This is a genomic window from Pseudomonas sp. B21-019 (genome assembly GCF_024749225.1).
Taxonomy (GTDB): Bacteria; Pseudomonadota; Gammaproteobacteria; order Pseudomonadales; family Pseudomonadaceae; genus Aquipseudomonas.
Genome location: NZ_CP087193.1, coordinates 1,176,306 through 1,191,543, shown reverse-complemented (window position 1 = coordinate 1,191,543; position 15,238 = coordinate 1,176,306). Strand labels below are relative to the sequence as shown.

At 57.4% G+C, this 15,238-nt stretch carries 9 protein-coding genes and 1 pseudogene; 3 read left to right on the top strand and 7 right to left on the bottom strand.

Annotated features, from left to right (window positions below; translation table 11 throughout):
* The first annotated feature begins 172 nt into the window (after window positions 1-172).
* Window positions 173-4,990, top strand: a complete 4,818-nt coding sequence (locus tag LOY36_RS05230) for an NEL-type E3 ubiquitin ligase domain-containing protein (protein ID WP_408981107.1) — start codon at window positions 173-175, stop codon at window positions 4,988-4,990.
* Between the two features lie 48 nt (window positions 4,991-5,038).
* On the opposite strand, the gene LOY36_RS05225 is transcribed toward LOY36_RS05230, so the two are convergent.
* From LOY36_RS05225 to LOY36_RS05195, 7 genes and pseudogenes are all read right to left on the bottom strand, one after another.
* Window positions 5,039-6,268: a hypothetical protein gene (locus tag LOY36_RS05225; RefSeq protein WP_258672483.1), complete on the bottom strand. Its 1,230-nt coding sequence runs from the start codon at window positions 6,266-6,268 to the stop codon at window positions 5,039-5,041.
* Window positions 6,269-6,301: 33 nt separating this feature from the next.
* Window positions 6,302-7,552, bottom strand: a complete 1,251-nt coding sequence (locus LOY36_RS05220) for a hypothetical protein (RefSeq protein WP_258672481.1) — start codon at window positions 7,550-7,552, stop codon at window positions 6,302-6,304.
* 24 nt (window positions 7,553-7,576) lie between these two features.
* Complete coding sequence (locus LOY36_RS05215; RefSeq protein ID WP_258672480.1) at window positions 7,577-8,077, bottom strand: fimbrial protein; 501 nt, start codon at window positions 8,075-8,077, stop codon at window positions 7,577-7,579.
* A gap of 15 nt (window positions 8,078-8,092) precedes the next feature.
* On the bottom strand, window positions 8,093-8,833 hold the full coding sequence (locus LOY36_RS05210; protein WP_258672479.1) for a molecular chaperone: 741 nt from the start codon (window positions 8,831-8,833) through the stop codon (window positions 8,093-8,095).
* 43 nt (window positions 8,834-8,876) lie between these two features.
* A pseudogene (locus LOY36_RS05205) lies at window positions 8,877-10,132 on the bottom strand (hypothetical protein).
* A gap of 34 nt (window positions 10,133-10,166) precedes the next feature.
* The gene (locus LOY36_RS05200; RefSeq protein ID WP_258672478.1) at window positions 10,167-12,689 is read right to left on the bottom strand and encodes a TcfC E-set like domain-containing protein; all 2,523 of its coding nucleotides are present in this window, start codon (window positions 12,687-12,689) and stop codon (window positions 10,167-10,169) included.
* A gap of 109 nt (window positions 12,690-12,798) precedes the next feature.
* On the bottom strand, window positions 12,799-13,284 hold the full coding sequence (locus tag LOY36_RS05195; protein ID WP_019651323.1) for a CS1 type fimbrial major subunit: 486 nt from the start codon (window positions 13,282-13,284) through the stop codon (window positions 12,799-12,801).
* Window positions 13,285-13,792: 508 nt separating this feature from the next.
* Between LOY36_RS05195 and LOY36_RS05190 the strand changes: the two genes are divergently transcribed.
* Window positions 13,793-14,374 (top strand): PadR family transcriptional regulator, encoded by a 582-nt coding sequence (locus LOY36_RS05190; protein ID WP_019651322.1) that lies wholly within the window; start codon window positions 13,793-13,795, stop codon window positions 14,372-14,374.
* Window positions 14,371-15,162, top strand: coding sequence for a siderophore-interacting protein (locus tag LOY36_RS05185; RefSeq protein ID WP_258672477.1), 792 nt, complete (start codon window positions 14,371-14,373; stop codon window positions 15,160-15,162). The genes LOY36_RS05190 and LOY36_RS05185 overlap by 4 nt, the downstream gene beginning before the upstream one ends.
* The last annotated feature ends 76 nt before the right edge of the window (window positions 15,163-15,238 follow it).

The window sequence follows — 15,238 nt, the reverse complement described above, 5'->3', positions numbered from 1 at the left end:
CGATTTTATCCAGAACCGGATCCACCCCATCTTCAAAAACGCCTCTTTACAAAGGGTTCAGGGACTAACCCTCACTCAAACGGCAATCGGGACATGGATAAAGACCGCCACAGACATCGATCACACCCGGTTACAAGAATCCAACATTAAACTCTGGTCCGCTCAGAACAGAGTGGACCGCATTCTTGAAGAGTTACAAAACATTTATAAGTTCGCCGAGCCGCTGCTGACCGACGCGTTGTTGAAACAGTACGGTGTCGACGTTGATGTAAAGACAACCTGCTTGCATCTTTACTTACCCAAAGAGCGCCCTTGGTATGTCGTTGACCTCTCCGGCGGCGTGGTGACCCGTACGGTCTCACTGCTGGACGCCGCCCTGCACAACTTTGCGCTGACCGAAACCTGCGAATCGGGCTCGGACTTTATCAGTCAGCCCGATGCGCGCGGGCACTTCGACATTCAGCCGATCAAACGCAAAATGTCCATCGCACAGTTCCAGACCTTATGTCGCGAGTTGGACATCGGCGCCCGCTACACCCGATACCTCGAAGAACAGTTGCTGCCCAGTGACGGCCTTGCACAGGTCATGTTGAAACTCAACATCGTCAATTACGAGAAAACCGCGTTCAAAGCGGCTGCTCAACAGGCCGTGATGACCAATGACATTGACGCCGACGCCCGCGATTTGATCCTGAAGATGCTTGATGGTCAGCGCAATCTCACCCGTAAAGGCCGGGTGATGCACTTCGCTGAATTGTCCATCATGGACAGCCCGTTGACCGGGATCGTGCTGATTACGCCGGACCTGGAACGAACCCGCGATGTCGTACCGATATTTGCTTACGTCCCGCAAGACCCGGAGCATCCACTGAAAGAGTACCCGTCAACCGCCGCGTTCATGAATGAGCTGACTCGCCAGCTACGCGATAACAACACCCTATCGTCTACCGGAATGACCTATCGTCAGTACTTCAGCCGGTTCGTAAACCAACCCGAGCGCGGGCATTTTTTCGGCGGGTTGGAGCAACGCCTGTTCGAGGTTAAATGGCATCAAAAGGAACCGCTGGACCAACGCCCTAGTTGGCGGGAAGAACCGGTCGACAACCCCTACCTGTACTTCAACGCCACACCGATCAACGGTGAATTGTGGGAGTACCTCTATCAGCAAAAGCTGAACAAAATCCTCAATGATGCGCGAAACATCGCCGTGTCCACCGCCGATACCGATCGCAATGCCCGATGGGCCTGGTGGGAGAACTTCAAAAAAATTGTCTCGGACATCTTCAATGCCGCGCTGATGGTCGCCACCCCGTTCGTCCCGGGGCTGGGTGAATTGATGATGGCGTACACCGCTTACCAGATCACTACCGACGTAGTCGAATCCGCCGTGGACCTGGCGCTCGGCCTGTGGATTGAAGCCGCCGAACATATTGTCGGGGTCGTGACGGACGTCGTTCAGTTGGCCGCTTTCGCCGCCGGTGCGCAGATCGGCCAGCTCGCACGCCTCAAACTCTCACCACTGATCGAAGGCATGAAGCCGGTGGAACTGCCCAACGGCCAGCAACGCCTGTGGTATCCCGACCTCAAGCCCTACGAGCAGCCGAACGTCGGGTTACCGGCCGACTCCACGCCTGACGCATTGGGTTTGCATACCCACGAAGGTCAAAAGATTCTGCCGCTGGATGAAAAACAGTACGCCGTGCAGAAAGACCCGAAAACGGGCACCTATCGTGTCAAACACCCCCATCGTGGTGAGGCCTATTCACCTGAGCTGAAACACAACGGCTACGGCGCCTGGACACATGAAGCGGAAAACCCGCGAGACTGGGACAGCCCCAGGCTGATGCGGCGTCTCGGTCACTCCGTCGACGGTTTCAACGATGCGCAACTGGAACAAATTCGTATTGCCAGCGGCACCGAAGCGGGGGCGTTACGCCGAATGTACGTCGAAAACACCGCCCCGCCTCCGTTGCTCACCGATGGCCTTGAACGCGCAGGTATTCAGCAGCAAACCGAGCAGGCTATTCATGACATTCGCTCCGGACGGCCTCTCGATCCCGATTCTTACTGGTTCGAACCCTTGGCGACTTACCTTGAAGGCTGGCCCTCGGACAAGGCCCTGAGAGTTTACGAAAACACCGACCTGACAGGCCGGTTTCGCACTTACGGTAATGCCCAGGCGAGCGACGAACACACGCTCGGCACCAGCCTCACCCAACTCATGCAGGGGGATCTGCCCAAGCAGCTCGTCGAGTTCCTGAGCGAAGAAGAACTTCAAGTGCTGATCGGCCCAGGCGTCGCCAGGGGAGAACGGATCCAGGCTCTGCGCAATCAACTGGCTGACGAGGCAGACCGCCTCCGGCCCGATATCTTCAATCAGCGCTATCAGGCCACACAAGCGAGCGCCAACCCGCAGATTCAACAGCTACGCGACGTGGCTCCAGAGCTGCCGACCCGCGCGGCGACGGTACTGCTCAACAAGGCCGGCAGCGCTGAACTCGAACGCATGGCCCGGGACCAACGCCTGCCGCTGGACCTGAAAAACCAGGCCCGTGAAGCGGCCTTCGAAACCCGGGCCAACCACGCCTATGAAGGTTTCACCGATGCTGCCCGTTGGGTTCCAGAGACGGAGCGACTGGTGCTGAACGCACTCAGAATTCACACCGACGCGTTCGGCGATTTGCGTATCGACATTCGGCAGGGTTCCGACATCGGGCCCTTACGATGCAGCGTGGGTGCGGAAGACGCTTCGGTCATCCGGGTATTGATCAAGGATGACGGGGCACGGTACGAAGTGTGGGACGCCGACAACCACAAACTGCATGAAGCCGACGACTTTTACGAATCGGTGCTCAATGCCCTGCCGGCCAGTAAACGCACGCAACTGGGTTATCGTCCAGGCCAGGGAACCTGGTTCAGACAATGGGTGATGGTCAAAACCGAGGCCCCCGCCGAGCGTCGGATCGCACTGGCAGAACCGCCGATTCGCCTGATCGCCGACCCCGACACCCTGCTGCTGTTGCGTGGCCCGGGCTTTTCCATACAAAAGGCCACTTTGTCGGAACGGGTGCAGGACATTTACCCGCACTTGAACGAGCGCGAGGTCAGCACCTTTGTCCGATCGCTGGGCGAAGAACCTCAGGCACGCAAGACCCTCGATCGACTTGACCGCGAACTGGACGATCTTCAAGTCAAACTCAACAAATGGCGGTATCAGCAGCCTGAAGCCTGGGGCCCGGATCGTAACGGGTTCGTGAATGGCGGCGGGCTGCATATTTCCGAGCGGCTCATCGCCTGCTTTCAAAGAAAGTCGACGGCCTTTGGCGAGCGTAGCTTCACACTCGAAGGTGGGTATGTGCTGGACCTGTCAACAGATTTCAACACTCTGGATCTTGAACTATGGTGGCGTGAACTGCCTGACCTCAAGTACTACCTCGACCAAGTCAATACGCTCAATCTGGACCGTACCGGCTTTTCCAGCAGCGCCACGGGGTTGTTGAAGGACTTCCCTAATCTTCGGCAACTGAGTGCCCGAGGCTGCGGGTTGGAAAAGCTACCTGTCGCCATCGGCAACATGCATTTCCTGCGCACACTGCGCTTGATCAACAACCGGATCCGGTTGACCCGGTCGTCGGTCGAGCGATTGCGGCATTTGACGCATATGGAAACGCTCAGGCTCGATGACAACCCGCAGTTGGGTCTGCTGCCGAGCGTCGAACGGATGCCGAAACTGAAGATTCTGAGCTTGAGCAACACCGGCGCAACCGCCTGGCCTGAAGGCCTGTTCACAAGGCGCCGCCCACGCGGGTTTTATCTGGACCTGATGCAAAACCCGTTGCGCGACATCCCCCTGGTCGTTCCCGGTTCAGAGGACGCGCGCCTCGTGGCACGTACGCGACTGTTTCCGACAGACCTTTCTGACACCAACCTGATTGTCTACAAAGACTACCGACGATCAGTGGGCATCAGCCCTGAACATCCTTACTCCGCCCTTGCGGACCGGGCGATCAATCAGTGGCCCATGGCTGACGACTCGCGATGGTGGAGCGACAAGGCCGCAGGCGTGGGCATCTTCAGGGTAGAAGCCTGGCACGACCTGATGACCGAACCACACTCCCGAGGGTTCTTTAGCTTGATCCAGAAGCAGACCGAGTCTGCCGACTACCTCGCCGGTGGTGAGCGGCGCAAACAACTAAGTGACCGTGTATGGCGAATGATCGAAGCCATCGACCTGGACAAGGCATTGCGCAAGGAACTGTTCGAAATGGCGACCACACCGACCACGTGCGCTGACGCCGGCGCCCAGGTCTTCAACAACATGGGCATCAAAGTATTGGTCAGCGAGGCCTACGCCCAGTCGACATCAACCGCGATCCTTGAAAGCAAATTAGTGGCCCTGGCAAAAGGCGCCGCCCGTCTCGAACGGGTGGATGACATCGCCCGGGCCGATTTCGCCAGCCGGGAAGGTGATCCTGATGAAGTCGAAGTGTTCCTCGCTTACGAGACCGGCCTTGCCCAGCGTCTCGACTTACCCTGGCAGTCGCAGAGCATGCTCTACCGGCCGATTGCTGGCGTGAGTGCCAAAACCCTCGATACGGCGTTCGACACCGTGATGTCGATGGAAAACGGCGATGGACTGATCAACCACATGCTAGAACAGTCGTTCTGGGAGAAATACCTGCACGACACCTATCCCGCCGAATTCAGGCGTAATGCCCGCACGTACGAGCTCAGGACCGAGCTAGTGGAGGAATTGCGCGAAGCCCAACGCGCGTGGGCGAACTCCAAAGGACGGGTGATTGCACAGAGACAGGCGCTCAGACAACGACTGCTGGGGCTGGCCCGGCAACTGAACGTCCAGGAGAACCTTGTGCTCACCGATGAAGAAATGAGCGACGAGGTCTACGACGGATTGCTGAATGACCTTGGCTACGAGGAAAAACAACTGGGTAGGCGTCTGACCCGGCAGGCGTTGCAAAGCGTCGGGTAGTCACCAGTGCCCTGAAGGCAAACAACGCCTTCAGGGCACATCCCGCGCTTACCCGACTTCCGAATCCCAGATGACGGTCACGCTTCCTGAATACTGCCGTTGTCGCCCAGGCCGAATCATCGACTCCATACTCGATGATGGAATCTCGAAATGCAGGGTTCCCGGTTTTCGATCCACATAAAAACCGGGCACGATTGGTCCGATACCATCGCCCTGCAATAAGGGCATGCGATTGACAGGCTGTCCGCTGGCGGTCGTCAAGCCATGGGGAAGACTGATACTGACGTTCAACTCCGCGCCTTGACCAGACACAGGATCAACCACACCACAGCGTTTGTTATCCGGGGTGTGTTGGCATTCGACCTCCATTTTGAAGCGTGAACTGGAGGAAATGTTGAATGTCTGGTCACGAAACAACCGAGCGGGTCTACGCCCCTGCGACAGCCAGGCCTGCCAGCCGCCTTGCGGCACCAGTTCGATGCGGTTGCCTCCGGGCGGGACATCGACTTTCAATGTGTGCTCGACACTCAACGTAAAATTGAGGGTGATCAACTCGTCGTCGGGCAACATGATATCGCCCATGTCGAAATCGCCATGAGGCCCAACGGTATAATTCAGTACGCCCCGGTATGTACCTGTGATCATTTCCAGGGGGCTCGGCGTTTGCATTTCGTATGAAAAACTCAAACTTTGATACGCAAAGCCGTAGTTCTCCGTGATCGGCAGTTGAGCCTGCTTGGAACAAACACCACCCTTGAGCGGCACTTGCCAGAAAAAAGCGTAAAAAAACGGACTACCGTAACTGACTCCACCGCTGACACAGGGAGGATTTGGCCATCCCCAACTCGTTGTCCAGTGGCCACTAAGCAGGGGCTCCTTGATTGTGTAGGCGGCCCCCATACCGCTAATTCGCATTTTAACGATCGCGGAATCGCCGGTACTATCATTGATGACGGCCACTTCCTTCCAGGAGGACGGCAGCTGGAACATCGGCCCCTGACGCTGTTCATGCTTAGCCTCAATAGGCGCGGATGCCTTGAATCGTATCGGCACGCCAATACTGAAGACTCCGGGTGCGCAATAAGTCGGGTGATCTTTACAATGCCCCCCTTGCGGCGTGGTGTTCTCAAAAACGTTACGCATGGCGTTTGCCGGGTCTGGACGGAACACCGCGCTCATCTCCAGCGTTACTGCATTGACGGAATTCACGAGCGCTATCGAAAATAGCCCTGCCAACACCCAGCCAGTAATGGCGCCAAATTTCTTTATTGTATTCAAGACTCTTACACTCCGTATCACAGACTCAAGCTCCTAAACTTCCGAATCCCAGATCACCGTCACGCTCCCCTTGTATTGCCGCTGTACACCGGGGTGGATCATCTCGGCGACTTCACTCGCAGGAATCTCGAAATGCAAAGTGCCCGGCTTGCGATCTACATAAAACCCTGGCTGGAACAGTTCAGTGCCGCTGCCATCGCGCCGCAATGGCCGGCGATTGACCGATTGGCCTGCGGCGTCGGTCAATCCATGGGGCAGGCTGACGCTGACGTTCAGCGGTACAGCATGGCCAGACATCGCGTCGTGTAATGAGCACGTTTGGCTGTCCTGACTGTATTGGCACTCCATCTGCATTTTGAAACGCGAACTGGCGGAGATATTGAAGGTCTGGTCGCGGAACAGGCGCGTCGGTTTTCGCCCCTGCGTCAGCCACGATTGCCAGCCACCCTGGGGTATCAGTTCAATGCGATTGCCGCCCGGCGGTACATCGACTTTTAGCGTGTGTTGAACGTCCAGAACGAAGTTCAAGCCCAGGGTCGAACTGCTGGGCTGCATGATGTCGCCCATGTCGAAGTCCATCCCGGGGCCCAGGGTGTAGATCAGTTTTCCGGAGTACTTTCCCGAGGACATGTCCAGCGGGTTAGGGGTGACCAGTTCATAGGCAAAGTCAAGGTACTCATATTGCAGCCACGGGATATCAAACTTCGCCTGCCTTGAGCACACCCCATCCGTGGGCGTCTTCCAGAAAAAACCGTAGGCGTTTGGCCAGACTATCCCCACGCCGCTGTATGTACAGGGCGGCGGTGCGTTAACCCATGTGCCGTCCCACAACTTCCAATGCGCATCCCGGGGAGTAGCAGTAGGGCCAACCAACTTCATGATGTCTTCGGTCACATACTTCGAACCGAGTCCGGCAATCCGGACTTTCAGCGTTTCACTTTCACCGGTGCTCTCATGAAAAACCGTGAGGTCCCGCCATTGCGCCGGGACTTTGAACATGGCGCCCTGACGTTCAGATGGATGATTGGCCAGAATCGGTGTAATGGAGTCGAACCGAATCGGTACTCGCAAGCTGAACATTGCGTTGTCAATGCATTGCTGAGGGAAAGTGGCGCAATACCCGCTGGGCGGCGTATCGTTGTTGAAATTATTGCGTTGCGGATTCGCCGAATCCGGCTTGAACGAAGCCTGAATCGACACCTCCTCAGCCCAGGCGGATGACAACCACATCGACAGGAAAAAACCCGCACCTGCACATCGTTTGAACACCTGGAAACGGTTCATCCCTTCAACCTCGTAAAGTCGGTATCAAGCACCTGGCATCAACGCGTTGAAGATCATGTTGACGCTGCCAGAGTAATTGCCGGGCTTGTAAACCCCATCAACCGGCGGTACAGGCACGATCTCCAACGGCACCCGTTTACCCAGCGCCGCTTCGCTCATTGGCAGCACTTCGCGGTTATCCAGCTCGCTCAGCAGTACGCCGTTGAACAGCACGCGCAAGCCGATGTCATGGGCATCGGTACCGTTCGACAGATAAGGCCGCCCCTCAAGCCTGGCTTCAATCGAACCGGCTTCATTTTTCACATCAAAATGCTTGCGCAGGCTGCCCAGTGTCGACGCCGAGAGGTTCCACGGCAGGCGCTGCTCGCGATGAATCCAGCCAGGGTCGGCGGGAATCACATAGAACGCCTGGGTCGGAATCGTCACGTACACCTCAAACACGTGCGTTTCCTTGGCGGCATAAGCCCAAGGGCTGGCCAGCAGAGCCGCCACCCACAGGTGCATGACTGTCAGTTTCTTGAACATGGTCATCACCCGGGGTCAGCCCTTCACGTCGATTTTTTTGCTGCGCTCACCTTCGACCAAGGTGAAGCGGTACTCGCGACCGGCCTGCTTCTCAAACTGAAACGTGCGGCCGGCCAGAATGTGATGTTTGGTCGTCGGCTGGCAGTCCTGCTCGTTCTTGACCGCGCAATCCTTGAACTCGTCGATCACCACCACGGTGTTGCCTTTGTTACGGATCCGGTAGTTGCCCGACTCGTTCTCGATCGCACTATCGAAACGCGTTTCTTTAGGCCGCACGAAAAACACCGCGCCGTAACCCGCCAGCACCGTGACCCCTGCCGACAGGGACTTTTTGTAGTCTTCGCGGTCTTCGCTGGACACGGCGAATTCGTCTTCCTTCTCCGGTACGACCGGAACGAAACGCACCCGGAAATAGCGTTCCCTGTCACGCTCCCCCATGAACAGTAACCGGGTGCCCTGCATGCCGTTGGCCGGCACGATCAGCCGTGCGGGACTGGCCATCAAACCATCCCGGGCGTTGCCGTCTGCCTGTGTCTTGAGCGGCACTTCGCGCGAGGTACCATCGGCCTCATAGAGGATTTCAAGGATGTTGACCTTGACGAATGCCGTGCTGTCGCCGCCATTGAATACACGTTTCAAGAAGGTACTTTTGTCGCCGTCCAGATAGTCGTAAACGGTTCCGATATTGATGCTCGGCGCGGCGTGAGCCATCTGGGTAAAAAGATAAAAACCAAACAGTGCCAACAGGTGTTTCATCGTACTGAACCTCGTTGAATTGAATGCTGAAAAGTGCGACCTGCTAAACGTCTGAATCCCAGATCACCGTTACACTTCCGGAATACTGCCGTTGTCGCTCGGGGCGTATCATTTCTGCCACTTCGCTGGCGGGAATTTCGAAGTGCAGCGAGCCGGGCTTACGATCGACATACAAACCCGGCACGAACAATTCGCTACCACTGCCATCGCGTCGCAGCGGTTGCCGATGGACTGGCCGCCCCGTTGCGTCGGTAAGCCCCGTGGGCAGGGTGACGCTAACATTGAGCGGCACAACATGGCCGGACACTGGCTCTCGTAAAGAGCAGTTATCGCCGTCCTGGGTGTACTGGCACTCCAGGTGCATCTTGAAGCGACTCGACGAAGCGACAGTGAAGGTCTGATTACGGAACAGCCGTGACGGTTTGCGCCCTTGCGTCAGCCAAGCCTGCCAGCCACCCTCAGGCACCAACTCCACACGAGTACCACCGGGGGGATTTCGACCTTGAGCGTGTGCCGCACATCCAGAGAGAAATTGAGGGTCAGTTGGTTGTCGGCTGGAATCATCACATCGCCCATGTCGAAATCCTGATGGGGACCGACCGTGTAGTTGATGGCGCCGGTGTATTTGCCTGCCAGCATGTTCAGCGGGTCAGGTGTACGTAGCTCATACGCGAAAACGAAGTACTGATACTTGAAGGACATCGGAATATCGAAAAGCGCCTTCTTGCTGCACACGCCAGCGCCTGCCGGGACCCGCCAAAAGCTGTTATAGCCCACGCCGCTGGCAGTGCCCCTGCCGACGCCCTGACAAGGCGCAGGTGCATAAACCCAACGCCCGCCTTCCCACAATTCATCCCACCAACCGCCATTGGTTATTTCGGTGACAGGACGGGGAAGCAGCGATTCGTGACCAATACCTCCAATCCTGATGGAAAGTACTTTTGAATCACCCGATTCGTGAGTCACGCGCACCTCTCGCCATTCAGAGGGAACACGCGCCATCCCGCCCTGGCGCGGATCCGTATGGTTGGCCAGAATTGGCGCGTTGGCGACGAATGGAATCGGTGTGACCAGACTGAACAACCCAAAGGGTTCACAGGCCTGAGGGACCTGACGACAGAAACCCTCAGACGGCGTCTGATTGATGAATTCATTTTTCTGCGGCTTCGCCGAGTCGGGCTCGAACACTGCGTCAATGTCCATGACGACCGCGACGGCCTGCAAGCTTGGCACAACCAGACAGGCCCCTAAAAAAAATGCCCCTACCGTGCGCCATCGGATAGCAGTCGAAACACTCATCGTTTTGTGGACTCCAGAGATTGAGCAGCACACATCAACCGGCGCTCCGCACGGCATCGCCAACGTTTGCCAATGTGTCCGGCGTGCAACGCAAATCCCCGATCATCAGCACATTGTTTTCCGTTCTCCCCTGGCTCGGGTCCAGGCGGAACTGGCACAACAACTGATTGCCATGACGCACTTCCAGGGTCGGTGACCCAGCGTTCATTTCCATGGAGAAGAACCCGTCCACCTCGCTCACCCCGCGACTGGCGTGGTTGATGATGTGGTGGCCCTTGAGCGGGTTGCCCTGGGGATCGATCAGACGACCGAGTACGGTGAGGGTGCGCATCACGCGGATCTGGCGATAGTCCACGCCGCCCTTGTTCAGGTGATAGCTGGAACGGGATGGCTGAATGGTCGCGGCGGGGACGTCGGTGCCCTCAAAATCGAAACTGACCGAGCTGCTTTTGTAAGCCGTGATCGGCACAAAATTGCGCCCGGGTTTGAGCACCGCGCTGCCACCGCTCAAATCGTCGGCGCGCAAGGCGATACCGTCGATGTCCGATTCGACGTCGATGATCATGCCGGCACCATTGCGGTGGTATTGGCTGGTCACGACCATTTTTTGTCCGCCGACGGCCACGGTGCTGTCCAGGTTCAAACCGCCGGTCAAGTCGTTGTTGAACGATGAGCGCTGGATAAACCCGTCACCGTTGACCAGGTCCGATTGCATCGACGCCATCGCGTTCAAACCGATGCCATAGGTGTCGGTGATGGCCGTGGCCGAGACGTTTTGCAGCACGTGATCCTGCAAGGTTTTGCGGTAGGTGAGCGAGGCATTGTTATCGCGCCCGCCGTCGCGATCGGTGCGGGTGCCGATGCTGCCGGACCATTGCTCTCCCGGACCGCCCAGCGCGATGTTCACGCTCAGGTCGACACCACGATTGCGATCATTCCCCGAGCTGAAACTGCCCGGGCGGTCGAACAGCGACAGGCGCCAGTTGGCGTCGCTGCCGAACAGCTCAGTGCGTTGGGTCCATCCCAGATCGAGGCCGACGCCTTCTGTGTTGCCCTCGCTGTGGGACACCCGGGCATTGACCGAACTTCTGCCGGTGAGTCGATGATTCAACGATAAGGAAGAGTTGCTGGTCTGGCCGATAAATACGTTGCGCTGACGCACGCGCGTGCCGTCCGGCAAGGTGTCGTACAGCCGCGTGGTGTCGAGCCAGCTGCGGTTATGGCTGACGACGAGGCTGCCGCTGCCGTAGGAATAAAGTCCCTGCACATCGAGGCCGGTGCCGTAGTCTTCAGTTTTGTAGACGTTGGCAAAAAGGCTGGCGTTGTTGACGATCGCCCAGTCGATTGATGTGCCGTATTGCAGAGAGTCGCGCACCTGCCGCCCCGTCAGGCCGAGAATCACTCGCGGATGCAACAGAAAGTTGAGCGCCGCACCGGCGGCTATGTCGCCATCGGCCTGCTGTTCCCAGTTGCTGAGCAATTTGGATTCGCGGCCGGCGAACAGGTTGTAGCGCCAGCGCTCGTCATGATTACGCCAATTGTTGGGTTTGTAGACCAGCTCCAGCGTGCTGGAGGTGATTTGGCCGTCTTCGATCAGGCGCACTTCCACTTCATAAATCCCGCCGGGCAGCGGACGCGTATCGAGGGTCTGCAACCCTGCCGGAACGGCCTGAGTGTTGATCAGCAAACCGTCGCGGTAAATCTCCACCGAGCCTTGTCGATTGGCCGTGACGTAGATCGGATAAACCGCCGGTTTCGGATTGTTGATGGCCAGGCTGTCGGAGCTGCCATACATGACGCCCAACGCGGTGTCAGGCGTTGCGCCAAAATTACGCGGCTGACGGGTCAGGCCTTCGGATGTGGGTGTGAAATAGCCCAGGCGCAAAAAGTTGCCTTGTAATTCACGCTGGGTAAAAAGCTCATGCACGGCGTGATAGATCTGGTTGTCCACACCGCCCAGGCGGGACAGCTGCATATTGACCGCTTGGGTCCAGTTGCCCAGGCTGCTGCTGGCTTCCAGACCGTAACGACCACCGAGGTCCTGGTTCTGGCCGCCATTGAGGTTCAACTGGTTGCGCACGATCAGGCCGGTGCTGCCGCCTTCGGGCAGGTTGTAATACTGCTGCACCTGATCGTCCCGTTCGGCGTTTTCCGTGAGGATCGACACCAGCGAGTTTTCGAGGCTGTAGTGCACGGCCAGCAGTTGCTCAGGGCAACCGCTGTTGCACGTGCCCAGCGGCACACCTTGTTTCAGATAGTTCGACCAGGTTTCGCGCTCACTGGCTTTGATGGTGCTGTCGCCGACATCATTGAAGTCAACTAAGGTGATCCGATCGTCGCGGGTCAACACGACCATCGCCTCACCGAGAAACTGTTGATCAAGTTCCACGCGCACCGCCAGCGGTACATCAAAGAAGTGCTCTTCGAAGTCGCTCGGTAAACCCTTGGCTTGCGCAAGCAAACTCCGAGGTGTGTGGCCGTTGTCCGCTGGCGCGGCCAGGGCGGTTGCACAAAAACATAGGGCAAGCGCCGTCGCGATGGGAGTCATCGGGAACATGAACGGAATACTCTGAAGATAAGTGCGTTGAAACCCGATCGACAGGCAGTGATTACCCATCGACCGGTAAGTATTAACGAATAAGGCCGAGCCTTAAGTCATGGCTGACTTAGATGCGTGGAACGGCATCGAAGATCACGACTGGATTGGCCGTGTAAAGACCTGTCTGAGTGGTAATCGGCGGGGCGGCGGTAATCACCAGATCAGCCCGCATGCCCGCGTTGGATTCGGTATCGCCGACCACTTCTTTAGAAATACCGCCCAAGACTACGCCGTTGAAGGTGTAGGTCAGCGGGATGTTGTTGTTGCCGTTGAACAGGGGTTGCGGACCACCTTCCACATAAGCATTGACCGAACCGTTAGTGTGGCGGATATCGTAAGCCGCACGCAGTGGGCTCAAGGTCTCACTTATCACGTTGTAGGCCATTTTTTCATCTTTACCGAAGTCAGGATTCACCGGTTGGGCGTGGAAGACTTCGGTGGGGATATTAGCGCTGATGTTGATGGACGAACGCGCTTCTTCCGCAGCGAATGCCATCGAAGAGCTCAGGGCCAGGAGGGTCATCGGAACGGCGATTGCAAGCTTCTTGAACATTATTAAGTACCTGTCAATTTCAAAGGATTGGTCCGTGGAAAGCATGAGTCGCCCGTATTACCGTCTTGAATAGAGGCAATCTGGCTCAACTTTCGACGAAGAGAATGATCGGCCAATCCGCTGAAAAAGTAAGTACGTAACTTCCGAAGAACATGTAGTAACAACCGCCCGCGACCCAGTAGAAAAAAACCGCAAAATCAATAATTAAAACGTCCAACCGACAGAAACATACTACAAACAGTTTTAATAGAAAAAGCACACAGATTAATTAAATACATTCCCTGTAAGAGAAGGACTACTTAGGCGTAACTATTAAAAATCATTCGCTGTTAGTTACGCATGATTAGATCAATCACTCTAAAACCGCAAGCCACAAAACGGCATATCCCACGCCGCACTGAAACCCCGCCGCGATGCCCCTCGGGCAACGACCGTTGGTCCTGTTGGCTTGTCATTTCGATAAGATATATCTTAAGTTGTATCTAAACACGACGAGAGAAGACAAAAAATGAGAGACCATCATTCCCCCCACCGCGAACACGGCGACGGCCGCGACGGCTTCGAGAAACGCCCGGGCCCCGGCCGCGAGCGCGGTGGACGCGGCCCACGCGTATTCGCCCCTGGCGACCTGAAATTGCTGCTGCTGGCGCTGATCGCCGAGCAGCCGTGCCACGGCTATGACCTGATCCGCCAAATCGAAAGCATGTTCGACGGTGCCTACAGCCCCAGCCCTGGTGTGATCTACCCGACCCTGACCTTCCTTGAAGAAAGCGAAATGATCCTGGGCGACGCCGAGGGCGGAAAAAAACGCTACAGCATCACCGACGCCGGACGTCTGTCATTAAGCGAGCAGGCGATTGCCCTGGACGGCGTGCGCATGCGCATCGAAGTCAGCAAACGCTCATTGCGCGGCCAGGACCGCCCGGCCGAGATCCATGAAGCGGTGCACAACCTGCGTCACGCCTTGCAAATGCACCATGGTCGCTGGAGCCCGGAAGAAATCCTGCGGGTACGCGACCTGCTCAACAACACGGCCAAAGCCATCGTCGACGGCCCCGCCGTTCAACCTGTTTCGGAGAAAGTCGAATGATCGATGTGATCATGCCATCCCAAACCATTCACCGTGTCAGCCACGAGATCAAACGCCGTCGCCTGCAAGTGTTGCGGGTGGTCGACCTGACCCCGCGCATGCGCAGGATTACCCTCGGTGGTCCAGAACTCGCGGGCTTCGTCAGCCTCGGCACGGATGACCACGTCAAACTGCTGTTCCCGCAAGACGCTGCGGAACAAGCGGCGCTGGAAACCCTGGTACTGGGTGCCGGCAAGGACAACGGGCCGATGCCCGCGATGCGCGACTACACGCCACGGCGTTACGACCTGAACACGCTGGAGCTGGACATCGACTTCGTGCTGCACGGCGACGGCCCTGCCTCGACCTGGGCCGAGCAGGCCAAACCCGGCCAGTTCCTGCACATCGGCGGGCCACGGGGCTCGATGATCGTGCCGGACATCTTCGACAGCTACCTGCTGATCGGTGACGAAACTGCCCTGCCCGCCATCGCCCGCCGCCTCGAAGGCCTGGCCGCCAATCGGCGCGCACTGGTGATCGTGGAAGTGGAAAACGGCGCCGAACAACAACGCCTGGAAAGCGCCGCGCAAGTCGATGTGATCTGGGTGCTGCGCGAAGGAGGCAGAAACAACCTGCTGACCACCGTGCAACAGATCAAAGTGCCCGCTGGCAATCTGTATGCGTGGGTGGCGACCGAAACCAAAGTGTCGCGGCAGATCCGCCGGGCATTGCTCGATGAGCACGGGCTGGACGAGCAGTTTGTGAAGGCCGTTGGCTACTGGCGGCTGGAGGGCAGTGACGAGGAATAACCGCCACGCTGTGGCTGCATGCTTTTTGTGGCGAGGGAGCTTGCTCCCGTTCGGCTGCGAAGCAGTCGTTAACCGG